The sequence below is a fragment of the Amycolatopsis aidingensis genome (assembly GCF_018885265.1).
In the GTDB taxonomy this organism is placed as follows: Bacteria; Actinomycetota; Actinomycetes; order Mycobacteriales; family Pseudonocardiaceae; genus Amycolatopsis; species Amycolatopsis aidingensis.
This window is the reverse complement of sequence record NZ_CP076538.1, coordinates 2,620,483-2,641,167: the sequence shown is the minus strand read 5'-3', so window position 1 is coordinate 2,641,167 and position 20,685 is coordinate 2,620,483. Positions and strand designations below refer to the sequence as shown.

Here is a 20,685-nt window from a genome sequence, read left to right as displayed (position 1 = left end):
CAGGCCGGCCAGCGCATTTCCACCACAACGGTTCAGAACAGCAGCGGGAGCAGGGCATGCCTGCGCCGCAGCGCGGCGCCGTAGCGGGCGTCCAGGCGCATCCAGGAGTCGGTGGCGGTCACCCGGACCACGTCGTCGGGGCGGGAGCTGTCCAGGAAACCCATCCCGGACAGGGCGAACAAGCAGCGCATCGGCACCTTGATCTGGACGGCCTCGCTGCTCACCGTGACCACCGTCTGGTCCATCAGCGAGGCGGGCGGCGTGCCCTGCGGACCGACGTTGTCCCTGGCCACGGTCGCCCCGCGCTCGGCGAGCTTGGCGACCACCTCAGCCGGTACCTCGTCGACCGGCTGCCAGGTGCCCGCCATCGGCAACTCGGACTGCCAGTAGAGGTCCCGTGGCGGCCCGGGATCCATCCGCTCGCCACCGGCCACGGTGAGCGCGGCCAGCAGTTCGTTGCCGGACACCGTGACGTCCGGCGGCGAGACCGTGCCGGCCACCGCCCTGGTGACCAGCACGTCGAAGGGGGTGGCGACCCAGGCTTCGAGCACCCCACCGCCCCGCTCGCGTTCCCGCAGCCGGACCATGGTCTGGCCGTCCAGCCGCACGGCACGGGCGACGAACGCGGCCAGCGTGTCGCGGTCACCGGCATCGGGGATATGCAGTTCAGGCACCGGGCTCCTCCTGGCCCAGCCAGCGGGTGAGGAAGTGCCGTTCCGCATCGGCCAGCCGGCGGGGCCGCGAGCCGCCGACGTCGTACGGCGCGAGCACGGTGCGCGCGACCACCGCAATCCGGTCCGGATCGGACTGTCCACCATAGACCTTGTAGTCGAGTGTGAACGAAGCGGTTTTCAGCTCTGCCAAGGAGATCTCCACACGTATCGCACCGCCGTCCACCACCAGGGGTGCGCGGTAGTCGACCGCGAGCCGGACAACCACCACCCCCTTGGCCAGCTCGGGCAGCCCTTCCGCACCGGCGCGGCCGAACAGCAGCTCGACCCGCGCCTCCTCCAGCAAGGTGACGATCCTGGCATGGTTCACGTGCCCGAAAACGTCCATATCGGACCAGCGGGGCTGGACCGTCGTGGTGTAGGTCATCGGACCGTACTGCGGATCTGCCGGGTCGCCACCGAAAGAGTGGCGAGGTCGTGCCTGCCGGAACGCTCGATCTCCTCCAGCGAGACCCTGGCCCGCGCCAGCCTGCTGGCGTTGGTCTGCTCCCACTGGGCGATCTTCTCGTCCGCACTGTCCTCCGGATCGCTGTGCCGCAGCGCATCCAGTGTGATCGCCCGCAGCGAGGCGTACAGGTCGTCCCGCAGCGCCAGCCGTGCCAGTGCATGCCAGCGGTTGCCACGCTCCAGCGCGCTGATCGAGGTGAGCATCTTGTCGATGCCGAGATGGTCGGACAGCGCGTAGTACAGCTCCGCGGTCTCGATCGGGCTGCGTTCGATGTTCAGCCCGACCTCCTGCTCGGCCAGCTCGGCGACCTCGGTGACGTCGAGCAGGCCGTAGGCATGCAGCAGGCAGGCGATCCGGTTGGCGAACCCGGCGGGGACGCCCTGCTCGACCAGCTCCGCCGCGTTCGACCGCACGGCATCGGCCTCCCGGCCGCGCAGCAGGTCGGGCAGCTTCGGCACGAGCTCGGCGACGGTGCCGCCGAACCGGGTGATCTCCGCCCCCACCGCCAGCGGCTGCGGCCGGTTGGTCAGGAACCACCTGGCGGCACGGTCGAGCACTCTGCGGGTCTCCAGCACCATCCGGTCGGCCACCTCGGTGGAGACCGCGTTGTCCAGCGCGGCGATCTCGGCCCACAGCGAGGAAAGGTCGTACACGCTGGTCACCACCGCGTACGCGCGCACGGCGTCGGTGGCGGTGGCGTTCATCTCCTCGCTCAGCCGGTAGGCGAAGGACACCCCGGCCCCGTCCACGACCTCGTTCACCACCAGGGTGGTGATGATCTGCCGGTGCAGCGGGTGACCGGGAATCGCGTCGCCGAAGCGCTCCCGCAGCGGCCGCGGGAAGTACTCCGGTAGCCGCCCGGCGAACACCTCGACGTCCGGCAGCTCGCTGGCCAGCAGCTCGTCCTTGAGGTCCAGCTTCACGTGGGCGAGCAGGGTCGCCAGTTCCGGCGAGGTCAGGCCCTGCCCCGCCTTGTCCAGCTCCTTGAACTCGCCAGGGCTGGGCAATGCCTCCAGTTCGCGATCCAGCGCTCCCTTGGCCTCCAGTGCCGCCACCTGCCGCTGGTGCACCGACAGCATCGGCCCGGCGTGCGCCCGGCTGATGCCCAGCACCGCGTTCTGCCGGTAGTTGTCGGTGAGTACGAGCTCGGCGACCTCCCCGGTCATCTGCTCCAGCAGCTCGTTGCGCTGTTCGCGGTTCAACCTGCCCCCGGTGACCAGCTGGTCCAGCAGGATCTTGATGTTGACCTCGTGGTCCGAGCAGTCCACGCCAGCGGAGTTGTCCAGCGCGTCAGTGTTGATCTTGCCGCCGTTCCTGGCGAACTCGATCCGGCCACGCTGGGTGAGACCGAGGTTGCCGCCCTCGCCGACCACCTTGACCCGCAGTTCGCCGCCGTTGACCCGCAGCGCGTCGTTGGCCTTGTCGCCGGCATCGGCGTGGGTCTCCGTCGCCGCCTTGACGTAGGTGCCGATGCCACCGTTCCACAGCAGATCGACCGGGGCCAGCAGGATGGCGTGCAGCAGCTCGGCGGGGGCGAGCTTGTGCACGTCCTCCGCAAGGCCCAATGCCGCCCGCACCTGCGGGGTGATCGGGATGGTCTTGGCGCTGCGCGAATACACGCCCCCGCCCTCGCTGATCAGCGAGCGGTCGTAGTCGTCCCAGGTCGAGCGGGGCAGTTCGAACAGCCGTTTGCGCTCGCGGAAGGAACTGGCCGCGTCCGGGTTCGGGTCGAGGAAGATGTGCAGGTGGTTGAAGGCGGCCACCAGCCGGATGTGCTCGGACAGCAGCATGCCGTTGCCGAACACGTCGCCGCCCATATCGCCGATGCCGACCACGGTGAAGTCCTCGGCCTGGGTATCCACCCCGAGTTCCCGGAAGTGCCGTTTGACGCTCTCCCACGCACCGCGGGCGGTGATACCCATCTCCTTGTGGTCATACCCCACCGAGCCGCCGGAGGCGAAGGCGTCGCCAAGCCAGAAGTCGTAACCGGCCGAAACCTCGTTGGCGATATCGGAGAAGGTGGCCGTGCCCTTGTCCGCGGCGACGACGAGGTAGTTGTCGTCCCCGTCGTAGCGCACCACGTCCTTCGCAGGCTCGGTCCGGCCGTCCACCAGGTTGTCGGTGAGGTCCAGCAGCCCGGAGATGAACATGCGGTAGCAGGCGATGCCCTCCCGCTGCTGGGCTTCCCGGTCCAGTCCGGGGTCGCCGGAGGGCAGCGGCGGACGTTTGACGACGAAGCCGCCCTTCGCGCCCACCGGCACGATCACGGCGTTCTTCACCGCCTGGGCCTTGACCAGGCCGAGGATCTCGGTGCGGAAGTCCTCCCTGCGGTCCGACCAGCGCAGCCCGCCCCGCGCGACCGAACCGAACCGCAGGTGCACCCCCTCCACTCGGGGCGAGTACACGAAGATCTCGAACTGCGGACGGGGTTCGGGCAGGTCCGGCACCCGTTGCGGGTCCAGTTTCAGCGCCAGGTACGGCCGCGGATTGCCCGTGTCGTCGGTGACCCGGTAGTTGGTGCGCAGGGTCGCCTCGATCACGGCCATCAGCCTGCGCAGGATGCGGTCCTCGTCGAGGCTGGTGACCGCATCGATCAGCGCGTTGATCTCGGTGACCTGGCTGTCGTTGTGTTCCTCGCGCTGCTGTTCGCCGGAGTCGAGGCTGAACCGGTCCTCGAACAGCCGCACCAGCGCGGTGGCGATATCGGTGTGCGCGAGCACGGCGTTCTCGATGTACTCCTGCGAGTAGGGTGTGCCTGCCTGGCGCAGGTAGCGGGAGTAGGCCCGCAGCACCGCGGCCTGCCGCCAGGTCAGCCCGGCGCGCAGCACGAGCGCGTTGAATCCGTCCACCTCGCACCGGCCGTGCCAGGCCGCGTCGAAGGCCTCCTGGAACCGCTGCTGCAGGTCACGTTGGGCGGCCGGGGTCATCTCGTCCAGCACGCGCTGCTCGATGCGCAGGCCGAAGTCGTAGATCCAGGACCGGGTGCCGTCCTCCCTGCCCAGTTCGTAGGGGCGCTGGTCGACGACCTCTACCCCCATCCGCTGCAGCACCGGCAACAGCTCCGACAGCGTCACCCCGGCCCCGAGCAGGTACAGCTTGAACCGGCGCTCCCCCGGTTTGGCGCCGGCCGGGACGTAGAAGGACATCGCCAGGTCGGCGTCCTCGGTCAGGGAGTCCAGCTTGCCGAGGTCGGCCAGCGCCTCCTCGGCGCTGAAGTCCTCTTTATAGGCCTCCGGGAACAGCCCGGCGTACCGCTGCCCGAGCTCGGTGGCCGATTCCTCACCGGAAACGCCGATCGCCCCGCCGGTCCGCTCCCTGCGCTCGGCGAGGATGGCCTCGACCATCCGGTCGTCCCAGCTGCGCACGGCCTCGTTCAGCCGTTCCTGGATGCGCAGCGTGTCCGGCTCGACCAGCCGGGCCGGATCGGTGTGCACGGTGAAGTGCACCTGGGCCAGCATGGTCTCGCCGACCCGGGTGCCGTACTCCAGGTGGGTGCCCTCCAGCTCCTCGAGCAGCACCTCCTGCATGGCGAGGCGGGATCGGGTGGTGTACCGGTCCCGCGGCAGGAACACCAGGCAGGAGTAGAACCGCCGGTAGGGGTCCGGGCGCAGGAACAGCCGCAGCCTGCGCCGGTCGGCGAGGGTGATGGCCCCGGTCGCGGTGGCGTAGAGCGAGTCGACATCGGCGGAGAACAGATCCGCACGCGGCCAGTTCTGCAGCACCTCCAGCATGCGCTGCCCCGAGTAGGACTCCATCGGGAACCCAGCCCGGTGGATGACCTCGCGCACGCGGTGGTCCAGCACGGGGATGTCCAGCACGTCCTCGTGCAGGGCGGTGGTGGTGAACATGCCGAGGAAGCGGTGTTCCCCCGTGACGTTGCCCTCGCCGTCGAAGGTCTTGACGCCCACGTAGTAGGGGTAGATCGGCCGGTGCACCGTGGACGGCGCACTGGCCTGGGTCAGCACCAGCAGGGTCGGTGCCAGCGCTGCCGCCGCGGTGTCCGGGCCCGCGGTCAGGCTGCGGGCGGCGAGGCTGTCCTGGCGCAGCACCCCGAGCCCGGAGGCCAGCACGGCGCGCAGGGCGGGTTCCTCCCCGTCCTCCTCGCTGCGCACCAGCTCGTAACACCGGTAGCCGAGGAAGGTGAAGTGGCCGGCGGCGAGCCAGCGCAGCAGCCGGATGCCGTCGTCCACCTCCTGCTCATCCAACGGGGGCGGTTCGCTCTCCAGGGTGCCTGCGATGCCGCGCGCCGCCTCGATCATCTTCTCGGTGTCCTCGACGACCTCCCGCACGTCGCCGAGCACGGAGGTCAGCCGGTCGGTCAGCTCCCGTGCCCTGGTCGAGTCGGTGATCAGGTCGATCTCGAAGTACATCCAGGACTCGATCGAGGACCCGGCCGGAGGGTCGGCCACATCCGCGGTCGGGTGAATGGCGCGCAGCTCCCCGGTGAGCTCGCGAGTGACCACGATGATCGGGTGAACGATACGCTGCACGTGCAGGCCAGCACGGGAAAGCTGAGCCGCCAGGGAGTCCACCAGGTAGGGCATGTCGTCGGTGACGACCTGGATCACGGTCGCTTCCCGGCTCCAGCCGTCCTCCGCGGCGGTCGGGTTGAACAGCCGCACGGCAGGCCGTCCCTGCACCCGGTCCTGCGCCAGCTCCTGGTGGGAGCGCACGGCACCGACCAGGTTGGTCGGCTCGTCGCCGAGGATCTCCTCGGCCGGAATGTGCCGGTAGTACAGGCGGATGAGGTTACCGATCTCCGGAGCGTAGGCAGCCGCCGCCTCGACGAGCTCGTCCCGGACCTGCTCCGGACTACGCGGCCGCTGCCGGCCCCCTTCCCCCACGCCCGCTCCGGACCGTGACGTCGACACTCCCGTCGAGCTCATCTCAGGCAACACTCCACTCCCATGACACACCGTTGTGCCGGTTCGTACCTCGGTTGGCCCGTGCTTCTGGCCGGGCCGACATCACCCTAATGGTCTTGCACGGCAAGCGAATACACACCTTGGTGCCGACGGGAGCGGGGCCGGACAGGACATGGTGGCTGGATCGCGCCCGGTGTGGTCCAGGGTGCGCCCGCTTGCCGGGCCGCGGTTACCTCCGGCCCTGGATCGCTAACCGTCCTCGCGGTGCCTGCCGTTGACCCTGCGGGGGGTGTCGGGTTCGCCCTGGCCGGTCCCGAGGCGTTTCACCAGGGCTGCCGCGCTGGACGTGCCAGCCTGGTGTTCCGCCAGTGCCCGGGTGAGCAACTCGGCCAGCCCTGCTCCCGGGGGTGGTTCCTCGGCGGGCACCACCGGGTCGTAGGAGGTCTCGCGGGCGTCCCTGTCGTAGGAGTCATACGAGCTGTCGGAGCCGTAGCCGCCGTATGCGCTGGAGCTGCCGTAGGAGTCGTAGGAGTCAAAGGACTCGGCGGAGCCGCGGGAACGCTCGAACGAGCTCTCGCCACTGCCGAACCCCGAGTCATCGAACCCGGAGTCACCGAAGTCCGATCCACCGAAGTTCGTGCTGCCGAAGCCGGCCCCGCTGGCCGAGGAGTACGCCGAGCCCGCTGAATCCGCTGGACCCGCCGAGCCCGCGGACGCCGCCGAGTCACCGAAGTCCAGATCGTCCATCGGGGCCAGGGAGGGGGGCAGGCGCAGCCGGGGCAACCAGTCGTTCGTGTCCGGCTCGGCGGCGGCCACGGCAGGCTCGGCAGCGGCCCGCTCGGACTCGACCGCCTCCCATTCCGGCGGCCCGCTCGGGCCCGTGCGCTCCACGGGGGTACGCGGGCTCTCCCGTTCCGGCCCGAGATCGGAGTACCTGGCGGCAGGCTCCGCACCGGCGCGGAACTCCTCGCGGCCGCCCCCACCGTCGCGGCCCGTGGACGAGGCGGAGTGCTCGGAACTGTCCGCGGCCCTTCGCCGCCCGCCTGCGCCGCCTCCTGCGGTGATACCCAGCCGGTCCAGCACCGAACGGGCCGCCACGGAACCGTGTTCCGAGTCGTGCCGGGTGCTGCGCCCGGTGGTTGCCGCCGGGGTGTCCGGCTGTTGCCGGGAGGATCGCGCGGGCTGTTCCCGCTCCCGGGCAGGCGGCGGTTGCGAGACCACTGCCGGAACCGGCTCCGAGGTCTCCTGCGGCCGCGAGGCCACGTGCAAGGACGGCGCCTGTGGCTCCCGCTGCACCGGTGGCAGCGTCACCTGCGGCTGCACCGCTGTCCACCGCGCGGGCGCCGTGGACAGCAGGTCGTCGAGATCGATGGGCGCCTGCTCTCCGGCCCCGAACTCCCCGGTGAGCAGCGCATATGCCTGCCTGCGCGCACGTCCGTGCACGTGTTCGGCTGCCCGGGAACGATGCAGGCACTGAATGGCATCCGATGCCCGGCCGAGTTGCTCCTCGACGTGGGCGAGTTCGAACCACAACCGTGCGCTCAGCGCATGCAGTCCGTGCTGCTCGGTGCTGTGCACGGCTTCACGTAGTAAGCGAGTCGCCGCGCCACCCGCACCTTCGGGCAGGTGGATCCGGGTGGCCACGGCGAGGCCGAGCCAGCCGAGCGGGCCGACCGCCGCCGCCCGCGGCGGGGTCTCCAGCACGGGCTGAGCGAGTTCCAGCGCCAGTTCGCTGTCACCGCGGTCAAGCAGGGCGCAGACCAGTTCGAGTACCAGGCGCGGCCGCACCACCCCGCCGTCGGCCGCGGTGTCCTGGACATCGTCCAGCAGCCCCAGACCGGTGCGGGCGGCATCGGCGGCCCCCATCAGATCACCGTGTCGCCTGCGGTGCGCGGAGACACCGACCCGCAGCAGCGCCCTGGACAACAGCCTCCCGTCCTCGTCCAGGGTCTCATCGGCCTGGCACAGGCGGTCGGCCTCGGTGAACGCCCGGTCCAGTTCCGGCTTGCGGCCGAGTTGGCCGAGGCAGCCGACCAGGTGGCACAGCGCCGCCGCCTTGCGTGCGTGGTGCAACCCGCCCGCGGTCAGCGCGGGCCGCAACGCGGCGAGCCCGATCAGCGGTGCCCCGACGCTGCGCGCACAGACGGTGAGGTCGGTACGCAGTTGCGCGGCCATCGTCACCTGGCCGCTGTCCTCGGCGGCGCGCAACGCCGCCACGGCGCGGCCCACGGTGGAAGCGCGCACGCCGAGCCGCACCCTGGCCGAGACCACCAGGCACTCCGCTCGCACCCAGAGCTCGTTCGACCCCGAGGCCTCCGCCAGCGCGGCTGCCCGCTCACCAAGGATCAGCGCCAGCTCCGGTGCGCGCAGGGTCAGCTCCGCCGCGCGCTCGAGAAGCTGCTCCACTGCGCCCGGCCCGCGAGTGGCGGAGGCGGTGCTGCGAGCGTCGGCTCGCTGACCGGCGACGGCGCCTGGCCTGGTGTACTTGCTGGCTACCACGGGGACTCCGCTCAATGTTGGCTCTCGCGTGCTCAGCAGTGACGAGGAGTACCGGTACCTCAGTATCTTGTCGGAAACGCGCGGTTGTCGCGTTCGGCACTCGTTCTGATGGTCATGACACCGTCTCAGCTCGTCGTGCGACTGGGCGGTGCCGGTTCGCGGCACGCCCCCGGTGGGACGCCGGACGTCCCACCGGTCGGCAGCCTCCGCACGGTGCGAACACCCCCCTCAGCACTTTCCGGAAGCACGCGACGCGCTCGCCTCGACCAGGTCCGGACTCCGGTCACGACGGTCACCTCCACAGGTCATGCGCCCGTCCCGCTCGTGGGCTCCGCCGAGCGCGCGTTCCTCCACTCGCCACCGCGGGTCCGGGTCCCGGACACCCGGTCAGTCGCGGGTGAGCTTGCGACGGGTCACCCGATGCGGACGCGCCGCCTCGGCCCCGAGCCGCTCGATCTTATTCCGCTCGTAGCCCTCGAAGTTACCCTCGAACCAGAACCACTTGGCGGGATTGTCGTCGTCGCCCTCCCACGCGAGGATGTGCGTGGCGACGCGGTCAAGGAACCACCGGTCGTGCGAGATGACCACGGCGCAGCCGGGGAACTGCTCCAGCGCGTTCTCCAGGGACCCGAGCGTTTCCACGTCCAGGTCGTTGGTCGGCTCGTCCAGCAGGATCAGGTTGCCGCCCTGCTTCAGGGTCATCGCCAGATTGAGGCGGTTACGCTCCCCACCGGACAGCACCCCGGCCGGCTTCTGCTGGTCAGGACCCTTGAACCCGAACGCGCTCACGTAGGCCCTCGACGGCATCTCGGCCTGCCCGACGTGGATGTAGTCCAGCTTGTCCGACACGACCTCCCACACGGTCTTGTCCGGGTCGATTCCCGCCCGGTTCTGGTCCACATAGGACAGCTTGACCGTGTCACCGATCTTGACCGTTCCGGAGTCCGGCTCCTCCAGCCCGACGATCGTCTTGAACAGCGTGGTCTTTCCCACGCCGTTCGGGCCGATCACCCCGACGATGCCGTTACGCGGCAGGTTGAAGGAGAGGTCGTCGATGAGCAACCTGTCGTCGAACCCCTTGCGCAGGTGCTCGACCTCCACCACCACGTTGCCCAGCCGCGGCCCCGGCGGGATCTGGATCTCCTCGAAGTCCAGCTTCTTGGTCTTCTCCGCCTCGGCAGCCATCTCCTCGTACCGGTCGAGCCGGGAACGGGACTTGGTCTGCCGGGCCTTTGCGTTCGAGCGCACCCACTCGAGCTCGGACTTCAGCCGCTTGGCGAGCTTGGCGTCCTTCTTGCCCTGCACCTCGAGACGCTCCCGCTTCTTCTCGAGGTAGGTCGAGTAGTTGCCCTCGTAGCCGACCACCCGGCCACGGTCCAGCTCCATGATCCACTGGGCCACGTTGTCCAGGAAGTACCGGTCGTGGGTCACGGCGAGGACGGCACCGGGGTAGTCCGCCAGGAACTGCTCCAGCCACAGCACGCTCTCCGCGTCCAGGTGGTTGGTCGGCTCGTCCAGCAGCAGCAGATCGGGCTTCGACAGCAGCAGCTTGCACAGCGCGACCCGGCGTCGCTCACCTCCGGAAAGGTGAGTGACCTGCTCGTCACCAGGCGGGCAGCGCAGAGCGTCCATCGCCTGTTCGAGCTGCGAGTCCAGCTCCCAGGCATCGGCGTGGTCCAGCTCCTCCTGGAGCTTGCCCATCTCCTCCATCAGCGCGTCGCTGTAGTCGGTGGCGAGCTGCTCGGCGATCTGGTTGAACCGATCGAGCTTCACCTTGGTCTCGCCGAGGCCCTCCTCGACGTTGCCCCGGACCGTCTTCTCCTCGTTGAGCGGCGGCTCCTGCAGCAGGATGCCGACGGTCGCCTCCGGCTGGATGAACGCCTCTCCGTTGCTCGGCTGGTCGAGCCCTGCCATGATCTTGAGAACGGTGGACTTACCTGCACCGTTCGGCCCGACGACGCCGATCTTGGCGCCCGGGAAGAAGGCGGTGCTGACGTCATCGAGGATGACCTTGTCCCCGATGGTCTTACGCACCTTTTTCATGGTGTAGATGAACTCGGCCATAGTAGCGATCGTAGAGCCGACCGCTCCGCGGTCTGACGGCGGTCACCGTTTTCCAGCGCTGACCGGTACCTCGTGTCAGGTCACCGGCAGGGCACCGGCGGTGGGCGGTGCGGGCTCCGACTCCAGCGCCGCCGCCCCGCCCGGCTCGGTCTCCAGCCAGGTGTCGATCTCCGGGTCGCCGCGAGCACCCGTCCTGGGCAGGCGTTTCGGCTCCGCCGTACACCACAGTAGGTTGGGCCCCAGCGCCAGCGCCTCCAGCTGGGGTATCGAACGTGTCTGGCCGTCCGCGTCCTGCCACTGACTGGTATGCAACCGCCCATTGACGATCACCGGATCGCCCTTCGACAGTGAGGCGGACACCGAAGCCGCCAGCTTGCGCCAGCACAGCACCTTCACCGCGAAGTGCCTCCCGTCCACCCAGGTACCGCTCTCCTTGTCCATGCGCCGCTCGTTGCTGCGCAGCCAGAAACTGGCCAGCTCGCTGCCATTGCCGACGACGCGGTGGGACACCTCACCGCACACGTTGCCGACCACCGTCACCAAGGTCTCGCCAACAGCCATCGTCACTCACCCTTTCCGTCCCGGCCGGACCCGATGTGCGGCCTGTGTTCAGCGTGCACCAGGTCCCCGGGCCGGCGGGGCACTCGGACCACCGGGCTGTGGACAACCGGGGTGTTGTGGACAGCCCGAGCCGTCCACCAGGGCGGGCGGCCGAGAATGTCGGACGCAGCTGGTATGGCCGACGCCTCGATCAGCACACCGGGGCGCGTTCCCTGGACAGGGCTCGCGCGGCGATGACGGCGGCCGGCCCGATCGCCGTGGCGACCAGGCCGACCATGACGAACGAGGTGGACAGCGAGGTGAGCTCGGCGATCCCGCCGATGGCAGGTGGCCCGGCGAGGAAACCGCTGTAGGCGATGGCGGTGACGAACGCGATCTCCCGTTCCCCACCGCTGCCGTCGGCCCGCTGCCCGGCCGCTCCCGCCAGGCTCAGCGCGATCGGGAACGAAGCGGCCAGGCCAGCGCCGGCCAGCGCGAACCCGAGGTACGCGACCGCGGCCACCGGCACCACAGCGGCGGCACACAGACCGGCGCCCGCGCACAACGCCCCGCCCGCGAGCACCCGCACGGGGCCGAATCTCGCCTGCGCCATGCCGCCAGCCAGCCGGGTCAGGGCCATGGCCAGGGAGAAGGCCGAGTAGGCCAGCGCCGCCGCACCCTCGCCGACCTGCTGCACGGTGACCAGGAGCAGGGCCGACCAGTCCGAGCTGGCCCCTTCGGCGACCGCCGAGCACAGGGCGATGGCCGCCAGCAGCCACATGGCGACCCTGCGGACCGGCGCGAGGCCGGTCGGCCGGTTCCTGCTCGTGCTGGTCGTACGCGGTGCCGCACCGGGCAGGGCGCCCCCGACCAGCGCCAGCACCAGAGCTGTCGCCAGCGCGGCGAGGACGAGCTGCCGGGCGGGCGACCACGCGTGCGCCGCCGCCAGCGCAGCGCCCGCCGAACCGGCCAGTGCGCCGAAGCTGAACCCGGCGTGGAAGATCGGCATGGACTTGCGGCCGGTCTCCCTTTCGACCACGACCCCGGCCACGTTCATCGCGACATCGAGTGCGCCGACCGACACGCCGAGCCCGAACAGCGCGGTCGCCAGCGCCGGTACCGACCCCGCGACGCCGATCGCCGGCAAGGCGGCGGAGGCGGCCAGCGTGGACACGGCGATCACGACCCTGGGGCCGAACGTTTCCACCAGCCTGCCGGTCACCGCGGCCGCGATGAGCATGCCGGCACTCGCGCCCAGCAGGGCGAGCCCGAGTGAGCCAGGCGCGGCACCGACCTGTTCGGTGAGCGCGGGCACGCGCGGTGCCCACGAGCCGAACGCGGCACCGTTCAGCGCGAACACCACGATGACCGCGCCCCGACGGGAAGGCCACGAACGCCGGGAACGCCATGAACGAGAACCCACCTGATCCCCTCACTGCTCGTCCGAACCGAGCACCAGCGTGACTGAAGCGCTTCAGAAAATCCAGTGGATTCGACCCGGGCCTAGACTGCCCGGGGTGACCGGATCGCGGCGGCAGCCGACCTTGGACGACCTCGCACGTGCGGTCGGCGTTTCCCGGGCTACGGTGTCGAACGCCTACAACCGGCCGGACCAGCTCTCCGCCCAGTTGCGAGAGCGGATCCTGCATACGGCGCGGACGCTCGGATATGCCGGCCCGAACCCCACCGCGAGAAGTCTGGCCAGGCAACGAGCAGGCGCGATCGCGTTCATGCTGGACACCGGGTTGTCCGCGGCGTTCTCCGACCCCGCGCTGTCGATCACTCTGGACGCGCTGTCCTCGCGGGTCGATCCGGAAGGGCATGCCTTACTACTGCTGCCGGGCGGGGAGAACGGCGGGCCGCGGGTCGAGCGGGTGCTGGCGGCCCAGGCCGACCTGGCGGTCGCCTACTCGCTGGCCGATGACGCACCGGCCCTGGATGCCGTGCATGAGCGCGGGATGCCGCTGGTCGTGATCGACCACCCGGTGCTGCCCTGGGGAGCCAGGGTGGGTATCGACGACCGTGGCGGCGCGGCCGCCGCGGCGCGGCACCTGCTCGACCAAGGGCACCGGCGGTTCGGTGTGCTGTCCGCGCAGTGCCTGTCCCAGCCACGGGAGGGTCCGTTGACCATGGCGGAGGCGGCACACGGCCGGTTCCGGGACAACCGGGAGCGGCTTGCCGGGTACCGGGAGGCACTGGTCGCCGCCGACATCGACCCGGAGTCCGTGCCGATCTGGGAGACCTCGGGGTTGTCCAGGGAGCAAGCCATGTTCGGCGCGCGCGGGCTGCTCGACAGCGCGCCCCGGCCGACGGCCCTGCTGTGCATGTCGGACGAGCTGGCGCTGGCCGCGATCGCCGCCGGGCGGGAGCGAGGGTTGCGCGTGCCCGAGGACCTGTCGGTGGCCGGGTTCGACGACGCGCCGCCTGCGCGGTGGTCCGATCCCCCGTTGACCACGGTGCGGCAGGACCTGGTGCGCAAGGGCAGCCTGGCCGGCGAGCTCGGGCTCGCCCTGCTGGCGGGTGGACCGGTACCGGAACCGGTGACCCTCGGGGTCGAGCTGGTGGTCCGCGGCTCCACCGGCCCAGCCCCCATCTAGCAGCCGAAACCGCCCGCCACAACGGGATTCGCCAAAATGTGGATATCTCCCACCCGATCGAGCGACTCAAACCTACTTATCCACAGAAGTAGATCTGCGGGCTGACAATCCTACGAATTCTCGGCACAGTAAGAGCATCAGGTTCCACCACGCAGCACACGCCGATTTCGATTTGGGGTAACAGTCACATGGCACATCACCATCTTCCGCGCTTGCGTTCGTATCTACCGCGCATCCTCGTCCTCGCCGCCGTCGGGCTGCTCGCCGGCAGTGGCGTCGCCAACGCGACCGGCGAGCAGCGCCAAGAGCGGGCGCCTGCCGAGGACCCGACCTGCGAACAAGGCGAGTTCTGTGTCTGGCCGGAGGAGTTCTACGACGGCGCACCGACCAAGTTCGACCTGCGAAACACCAATCCGGAGGAATGCGTCCCGCTCCCCGACAATATTGTCGCCCGGTCCTTCGTCAACCGAATCGATCGGCACGTCACCGTATACCAGGACCGCCATTGTTCCACCGAGGGCGACTTCAGCACGTATCCTGGTGGCGGCACGTTCGTTCCGCGGGCTCAGTATCTGGGCCGCGCCATCCAGATCTGGAACTGAGCGTGAATCCCGAGCCTCCGGCTCACCGTTTCGAGTGGCACCCTGGCCGGTCGCTGCCACTCCCCCAGCCGGATTCGCCCCAGCCCACATCCTGGGGAACCCGCAACGGGCTGCCGCGAATCCGATCCGGGCTGTGACCCCGAGCACAGCCCGCCGCGGGCGCGCCGCATGACACGGCGGTCGCGCCCGCGGGTCTCCCCAGCTCCGGCGGCCACTGAGGGTCGTATGCCGCGTTCCTCGCCTCCCGCCGCGGCATGCGCTGCCGCCGGAGCTGGGTACCAGCCTGAAACGCTTCACAGGTGTCAGACGATCGAGTGGGTAGTGGCGACTAAGCTGGCGTGGCACATCTGGCCTTCAGCCGTCGGCACACCGGCCCTCGTAGCTCAGCTGGATAGAGCAAGAGCCTTCTAATCTCTAGGTCGCAGGTTCGAGTCCTGCCGGGGGCACGCAACAGCTGGAAGTGGGCGGGGACGAGGCATTGGACGCCTCGTCCCCGTCTTCACGTCGATCTCAACGCTGCAGCTCGTGGCCGTTCGCCTACAGCGGGGGTATGTCACCATCGCGAGCTAGGCCCTGCGATAGTGTGCCGAGATTCCTCACGGCGTCATCCTGGGCGCCTGGTCGGCGTCCGGACGGTGTGCCGGTGCCTGGAACCAGGAGCTGCTTGAGAAGGGCACCCAGGGTGATGCGTGGGCACGCGTTCTTCTTAACACGGTCTAGCTGCAATACCGCTTAGTTTGGTTGGTTTGGGTTGTAGGGTGGTGGGGTGCCCAGGCCAGGACAGAGCAGGTCGTCGTCGGATGAGCGGCTGCCGGATCGGATCGCGATCGGGGTGCTGACGAAGGCGTTTCCTCCGGAGTTGGTTGACGAGGTGCTGGCTGTGACGGGGCGGGGTGAGCAGCGGAAACGATTGTTGCCTGCCCGGGTGGTGGTGTATTTCGTGCTGGCGATGTGCCTGTTTAGCCGGGAGGGCTATGAGGAGGTCACCCGGCTGTTGACGCAGGGGCTGGCGTGGGCGCGGCGGTGGCGGGGCCAGTGGCAGGTGCCCACGACGGGGGCGTTGTCGCAAGCACGGGCCCGGCTGGGGCCGGAGCCGTTGAAGGCGTTGTTCGCCCGGGTGGCCGCTCCGGTGGCGACCGCGAGCACGGTCGGGGCGTGGTATCGCGGCTGGCGGCTGGTCGCCGTGGATGGCACCACGTTCGACCTGCCCGACACGCCGTCCAATGTGGATCACTTTGGTCGTCCCGGTAACTCCCGCGGCGAAGGACAAAGTGCCTATCCTCAGGCGCGGGTGGCGGTGTTGGCCGAGTGCGGCACGCATGCCATCTTTGCCGCCACGGCCGGGCCGCTGGCCACCCACGAGACCGCCCTGGTCCGGGAGTTGTTCGGCGAGCTGGCCTCCGGGATGTTGCTGGTGGCCGACCGGGCGTTTCTGGGCTTCGACCTGTGGCGAGCCGCCGCCGGCACCGGAGCCGACCTGCTGTGGCGTGTGCGTGCCAACGCGGTCCTGCCCGTGGTCGAGCAGTTCGATGACGGTTCGTATCTGTCGGAGATCGTCGCCGCCCGCGACCAATATCGGCGTGCTGATCCGATCACGGTCCGGGTCGTGGAATACACCCTCGGCACCGACGAGACCGTCTATCGGCTGGCGACCACCATCCTGGACCCCCAGTCCGCTCCGGCAGCGGAACTGGCCGCGCTGTATGCCCAACGCTGGGAGATCGAGACCGCCCTGGATGAGGTCAAAACCCACCAAGGCGGCTCGAACTTCGTTCTGCGCTCCCAACACCCAGGCGGGGTCGAGCAAGAGATCTACGGGTTCCTGCTCACCCACCACGCCCTGCGGTCACTGATGCACGACACCGCCCACGCCGCCGAGATCGACCCTGACCGGCTCTCCTTCCTCCGCACACTGCGCATCGCCCGCCGCCAGGTCACCGACCAGGCGGGTTTTTCCCCCGACACATCTGAAACGATCACTACAAGCGGCCCGTGACGAGATCCTGCGCTACCTCATCCCACCGCGCCGCCGACGATCGAATCCCCGCGTGATCAAACGCAAAATGTCCAACTGGCGCCTCAAACACATCCACCACCGGAACCCGCCACCACCGGCCGACCCTGAGATCACCATCGTCGCCGCCACCAAACCCCACCGAACCCCATGAAATCACCTAAATAAGCGGTATTGGGTCTAGCTGATCGCTGCGAGCGCTCTGGCCCCCGCGGCGTCGAGTTGCTCACTGACCGTGGACGGCCTGGCCGTGGGCAACGGAATACCGAGGTGCTGCTCACGCAACTCCTCCATGAACTGCTGCCACATCCGGGGGCCGCCGTCGTACAGCAGTTCGGCCTTGGCGCGCATTGGGGGGTATGTGGGGCGGTGCCGCACACCCCACCAGGCGAGCTCCGCCATCACCGGCACCAGCTCGATGGCTGGTTCGGTAAGGCTGTACGTAACACGGCGACCGGGCCCCGGGTCGTCACGGGTGAGCAGGCCAGCGGCGAGAAGATCACGTAGCCTGCTGGCAAGGATGTTCGACGCGATGGCTTCCTCGGACTCGCGCAGCAGCGTCCGGAAGTGGCGGCGGTTGGTGAACATGATGTCGCGCAACACGATGAGGCTCCACCGGTCGCCCAGCACCTCGACCGCGGCGTTGACCGGGCAGCCCGACCTCGGTTCGTCCAACATAATCACCCCTAACCAGTTGCATAATACCACCACTCCTGGCGTGGAACGAGTGGTTGCACGAAGCAATCATCAGGGGGTGCGATACGCCCGACCCGGAGGTGATGACACGTGAGCGGCCACTCGTCACCCGACACCAGCCGCCGCTCACCGGCCGGGTTAACGCGAAGGCTTCCCGGCCCGCTCGTTTCCGGCTCGATGGATCACGTCGAACGACCAGGAGGACGCTACGCTGGGGCGAGACCGCGGATCATGTCCGCGGCCTTCTCCGCAATCGCGATGACGGGGGCGTTCGTGTTTCCCCGCACTAGGCCGGGCATGACCGACGCGTCGACCACGCGGAGTGCGTCGACTCCTCGGACGCGAAGCTCAGCGTCGAGGACCGTGCCCATCGCACAGGTGCCCGCAGGGTGATAGGCGGTCTGAGTATTCCGCCGAATGTAGGATTTGAGGTCGGCCGTACGGTCGCTCGCGGGTGGCGCGAGCGGAGTTTCCGTGAACGGCTTGAGCGGCTTCTGGCGCGCCAGCTCCAAACCGAGGCGGAGCCCTTCCACAGCGACGTCCAGATCCGATTTCTCCGCATAGAAGTTGTGGGAGATCACTGGTTTCGCGGTGGGATCGGCGGAGGCGATCGTCACGCTACCGCGGCTTTGCGGGCGGAGCACGCAGGCACCGTAGGAGATCGCATGTGATGTCGGCGCCGCGAGCCCTCCCTCCCGGAACATAACCGCCCCAGCATGCAACTGGACATCGGGCGCCGTGCCTCCCGAATGTACGCTGGCAAAGCCTCCGGACTCCACGACGTTCGAGGTCAGCGGGCCGCTGCCGTCCTCATCGAACTGGCGCCGGTACTTCGGATCACTGGATACCAGCAGACTGATCGGGTGGTCGTGGGGGTAGACGAGCAGAGCCTGCGGGTGATCCTGAAGATTGCTCCCTACCTGCGGATGGTCGACCAGGACAGGTATCCCCAGTGGACCCAGCGTCCCCGCGGGACCGATCCCGGAGAGCATGAGCAACTGCGGCGAGTTGTAGACACCGGCGGACACGATGACCTCGCGTTCCGCCCTGATCGCGATCTCCTCATCCAGATGAGTGCCGACGATCCCGGTGGCTCGACTCGATTCGAACGTGACCCGATGAACCTGGAAATGCGTCTTGACAGTCAGATTCGGGCGATCGAGCACTGGATGGAGAAAAGCGCTGGCCGCGCTCTCCCTACGTCCATTTCTCTGGGTAACCTGAAAGAAGCCGAATCCGCTCTGCTCGACCCCATTGAAATCTGCATTCTCTGGGTAACCCGCCGCTACCGCGGCTTCGACAAAGGCAGAGTTCATCTCATTATTGGAGCGACCTTCGGAAACCGCGAGGGGCCCGCCCACTCCATGGTACTCCGACTCGCCGCGTTCGTTGTCCTCGGAGCGCTTGAAGTACGGGAGCATCTCCTGGTAGCTCCACCCCGGCTGGTTCCATTCATCGTAGTCCGCCCGGTTACCTCGAATGTAAACCATTCCGTTCATAGAGCTTGTCCCGCCAAGCATCCGGCCTCGCGGTAGATATACGCGACGACCATCCAAGGCCGACTCCTCCTGCGAGTCGTAATCCCAGTCGAGTCGCGTTCGGAACATCTGACCAAAAGCCGAGGGAACATGGATGACGTCCGCGTCGTCGCTCGGTCCCGCCTCGATGAGACAGACCGTAACCGCGGGATCCTCACTGAGACGCGCAGCGAGAACACAGCCCGCGGAACCGGCACCGATGATCACATAGTCATACATCTTATTCCCTTTCGTGATACTCATACGGTAGGACGGACCGACGAATCCGACATTCTCTCAATTGCGCTAAACAGGACTGTGCCCCGAGCAGCAAAGAGGGCGGCGGTGACTTCACCCGCCACCCTCTGTGTGCCGGTCAGCGAGGACTCAGGGTCCCGTCTCCGCCTAGCCGTGAGACCACCTCGACGATCGCGTCCGCGATCTGCCGTACCTGGGACCGCTCGATAACCAGTGGCGGCGCCAGCACGACGGTCGCGTTGTAGTCACGCACGATCACGTGATGCGCCTGCCGGAGTTCCGCCGAAACGGCCGATGCGCCGAAGAGGAGCGGCTCCCTGGTCTGCCGGTCGGCCACCAGTTCGATGCCGGCCGTCGCTCCCGCGATCCGAACCTCACCCACCGTTGGGAGGTCGAGTGCCGGCGCCAGGTCCGAGCGGAACCATTCACCGATCTGCTTTGCCCGCTCCAGCAGTCCCTCCCGCTCGAGCACGTCGAGGTTGGCCATCGCGACGGCGCAGGCGACCGAGTGACCGAAGTAGGTGTGGCCGGTGAAGAAGCCTTCCTCCGCGGTGATCGCATCAGCAATCTCGTTCCGCATGAGCACGGCACCCAACGGCATGTACCCGCTGGTCAATCCCTTCGAGGTCACGATGATGTCGGCGTTCATACCGCGACGGTCCGACTCGAACCAGGACCCGGTCCGGCCGTAGGAGGTGACCACCTCGTCGGCGATGAGCAGAATGCCGTGAGCGCTCAGCACCTCGCGAACCCGGGGCCAGTAGTCGGCCGGCGGGGGAACCACCCCGGCACCGCCCATGACCGGCTCACCGATCATCGCGGCGATGTTGCTGGCACCAATACGTTCGATCGTCTGTTCAAGCTCGTTCACCAGGAAGTCAGTGGGGTCCTGGCCGTCGTAGAACTCGGAGTGGTACGGAAGCGGCGGCGTCACCTTCTCGACATCCGGCATATGGGGGCCGAAGCCGTGCTGCACCAGGTCGAAGCCACTCGCGGCCCCGCTACCATAGGTACAGCCGTGATAGGCCAGCCGCCGAGAGATCACCCAGGTGCGATCCGGTTCGCCACGACGGAAGTGGAACAGCCGTGCGGCCTTGATAGCTGTGTCGTTCCCCTCCGACCCACCGTTGGTGAAGAACACCCGGTCGATGCCCGTGGGCGCGAGCCCGGCCAGCCGCTCGGCCAGCCGGATCGACGAGTCATTGGTGTAGACGTCGAAGCCGGTGAAGTACTGCAGCTCCATCATCTGTGCGGTGGCCGCCTCGGCAAGCTCCGGACGAGCATGCCCCACCTGAGCCATCCAGTTGGCCGACCCCATCGCGTCCAGATACTCGTTCCCCTGTGCGTCCCAGACGGTGCTTCCCTTCCCCCGGACAATGATGTGACGTTCATTGCGGTCAGCCCGCTGATGTGGGTGGACCAGATATTTCCTGTCCAGGTCTTCGAGTTCCCTCGCAGGCACCTGGATAGGCAGTTCAGCGGAGGCTGCCATTTGTCCATCCATTCGTGATCAGATCTCCCGCGGCAGTAGTATCTATTGATGACAGCTTCGCCGACGGGGGCGCACGCCTTCATCTTCCAGCGTGCTCCAACATCGACGGGCTGATCTTCGATCTGTTCGCTGCCGCCGGATGAATGACCCGGAGGGGAGAAGACCGCGTAGTCTGCCGACGAGGATGTGCTACGCGACGGCTTCCTCGGATCCGCGCAGCAGCGCTCCGAGCTGGCAGCGGCTGATAAACGTGATGTCGCGCAACACGATCAGGCTCCACCGGCGCTGACCGGACAGCCCGATTCCGGCTCGCTCAACCGGGTCATCTCCGACCAGTTGCAAGATACCACCACTCCCACTAC

14 protein-coding genes and 1 tRNA gene are annotated in these 20,685 nt (G+C 68.3%); 4 read left to right on the top strand and 11 right to left on the bottom strand.

The annotated features are described in order from the left end of the window. Window positions 1–32: 32 nt before the first annotated feature. The 7 genes from KOI47_RS12375 to KOI47_RS12345 all read right to left on the bottom strand — a co-directional run bounded on the left by KOI47_RS12375 (window position 33) and on the right by KOI47_RS12345 (window position 12,570). Window positions 33–674: a hypothetical protein gene (locus KOI47_RS12375; RefSeq protein WP_216216116.1), complete on the bottom strand. Its 642-nt coding sequence runs from the start codon at window positions 672–674 to the stop codon at window positions 33–35. After that, entirely contained in the window at window positions 667–1,098 is a 432-nt protein-coding gene (locus KOI47_RS12370) for an acyl-CoA thioesterase (protein ID WP_216216115.1), read from the bottom strand. Before KOI47_RS12370 ends, KOI47_RS12375 begins: the two co-directional genes overlap by 8 nt. Further along, complete coding sequence (locus KOI47_RS12365; RefSeq protein WP_216216114.1) at window positions 1,095–6,065, bottom strand: NAD-glutamate dehydrogenase; 4,971 nt, start codon at window positions 6,063–6,065, stop codon at window positions 1,095–1,097. The genes KOI47_RS12370 and KOI47_RS12365 overlap by 4 nt, the downstream gene beginning before the upstream one ends. A 228-nt stretch (window positions 6,066–6,293) precedes the next feature. Beyond that, window positions 6,294–8,543, bottom strand: a complete 2,250-nt coding sequence (locus KOI47_RS12360) for a hypothetical protein (protein WP_332461460.1) — start codon at window positions 8,541–8,543, stop codon at window positions 6,294–6,296. A gap of 387 nt (window positions 8,544–8,930) precedes the next feature. Further along, window positions 8,931–10,607, bottom strand: a complete 1,677-nt coding sequence (gene ettA / locus KOI47_RS12355) for an energy-dependent translational throttle protein EttA (RefSeq protein WP_216216113.1) — start codon at window positions 10,605–10,607, stop codon at window positions 8,931–8,933. A 75-nt stretch (window positions 10,608–10,682) separates the two neighbouring features. Then, window positions 10,683–11,168 carry a single-stranded DNA-binding protein gene (gene ssb, locus KOI47_RS12350; RefSeq protein WP_216216112.1) on the bottom strand — a complete coding sequence of 162 codons (486 nt, stop codon included), beginning with the start codon at window positions 11,166–11,168 and terminating at the stop codon, window positions 10,683–10,685. A 190-nt stretch (window positions 11,169–11,358) separates the two neighbouring features. Continuing rightward, window positions 11,359–12,570 carry an MFS transporter gene (locus KOI47_RS12345; protein ID WP_216216111.1) on the bottom strand — a complete coding sequence of 404 codons (1,212 nt, stop codon included), beginning with the start codon at window positions 12,568–12,570 and terminating at the stop codon, window positions 11,359–11,361. Between the two features lie 94 nt (window positions 12,571–12,664). Here KOI47_RS12345 and KOI47_RS12340 point away from each other — a divergent pair, with 94 nt between their 5' ends. From KOI47_RS12340 to KOI47_RS12325, 4 genes are all read left to right on the top strand, one after another. After that, window positions 12,665–13,744 (top strand): LacI family DNA-binding transcriptional regulator, encoded by a 1,080-nt coding sequence (locus tag KOI47_RS12340; protein ID WP_232376702.1) that lies wholly within the window; start codon window positions 12,665–12,667, stop codon window positions 13,742–13,744. Window positions 13,745–13,932: 188 nt separating this feature from the next. Further along, a complete protein-coding gene (locus tag KOI47_RS12335) occupies window positions 13,933–14,346 on the top strand; it encodes a peptidase inhibitor family I36 protein (protein ID WP_216216110.1) in 414 nt (137 codons plus the stop codon). A gap of 372 nt (window positions 14,347–14,718) precedes the next feature. Further along, window positions 14,719–14,792, top strand: a tRNA-Arg gene (locus KOI47_RS12330). A 320-nt stretch (window positions 14,793–15,112) separates the two neighbouring features. After that, window positions 15,113–16,342: an IS4 family transposase gene (locus tag KOI47_RS12325; RefSeq protein ID WP_216205352.1), complete on the top strand. Its 1,230-nt coding sequence runs from the start codon at window positions 15,113–15,115 to the stop codon at window positions 16,340–16,342. 198 nt (window positions 16,343–16,540) lie between these two features. On the opposite strand, the gene KOI47_RS12320 is transcribed toward KOI47_RS12325, so the two are convergent. The 4 genes from KOI47_RS12320 to KOI47_RS12305 all read right to left on the bottom strand — a co-directional run bounded on the left by KOI47_RS12320 (window position 16,541) and on the right by KOI47_RS12305 (window position 20,665). Further along, window positions 16,541–17,038, bottom strand: a complete 498-nt coding sequence (locus tag KOI47_RS12320; RefSeq protein ID WP_216216109.1) for a winged helix-turn-helix transcriptional regulator — start codon at window positions 17,036–17,038, stop codon at window positions 16,541–16,543. Between the two features lie 224 nt (window positions 17,039–17,262). Next, window positions 17,263–18,813, bottom strand: a complete 1,551-nt coding sequence (locus tag KOI47_RS12315; protein ID WP_216216108.1) for a GMC family oxidoreductase — start codon at window positions 18,811–18,813, stop codon at window positions 17,263–17,265. Between the two features lie 136 nt (window positions 18,814–18,949). Next, window positions 18,950–20,323: an aminotransferase family protein gene (locus tag KOI47_RS12310; protein WP_216216107.1), complete on the bottom strand. Its 1,374-nt coding sequence runs from the start codon at window positions 20,321–20,323 to the stop codon at window positions 18,950–18,952. Between the two features lie 189 nt (window positions 20,324–20,512). Continuing rightward, window positions 20,513–20,665, bottom strand: a complete 153-nt coding sequence (locus KOI47_RS12305; protein WP_216216106.1) for a hypothetical protein — start codon at window positions 20,663–20,665, stop codon at window positions 20,513–20,515. Window positions 20,666–20,685: the final 20 nt, after the last annotated feature.

Excerpts from the sequence above, each read along its gene's own strand:
- KOI47_RS12370 (WP_216216115.1), bottom strand. The coding sequence starts at position 1,098 with ATGACCTACACCACGACGGTCCAGCCCCGCTGGTCCGATATGGACGTT.
- KOI47_RS12365 (WP_216216114.1), bottom strand. The coding sequence starts at position 6,065 with ATGAGCTCGACGGGAGTGTCGACGTCACGGTCCGGAGCGGGCGTGGGG.
- ettA (WP_216216113.1), bottom strand. The coding sequence starts at position 10,607 with ATGGCCGAGTTCATCTACACCATGAAAAAGGTGCGTAAGACCATCGGG.
- ssb (WP_216216112.1), bottom strand. The coding sequence starts at position 11,168 with ATGGCTGTTGGCGAGACCTTGGTGACGGTGGTCGGCAACGTGTGCGGT.
- KOI47_RS12335 (WP_216216110.1), top strand. The coding sequence starts at position 13,933 with ATGGCACATCACCATCTTCCGCGCTTGCGTTCGTATCTACCGCGCATC.
- KOI47_RS12320 (WP_216216109.1), bottom strand. The coding sequence starts at position 17,038 with ATGTTGGACGAACCGAGGTCGGGCTGCCCGGTCAACGCCGCGGTCGAG.
- KOI47_RS12315 (WP_216216108.1), bottom strand. The coding sequence starts at position 18,813 with ATGTATGACTATGTGATCATCGGTGCCGGTTCCGCGGGCTGTGTTCTC.
- KOI47_RS12310 (WP_216216107.1), bottom strand. The coding sequence starts at position 20,323 with ATGGCAGCCTCCGCTGAACTGCCTATCCAGGTGCCTGCGAGGGAACTC.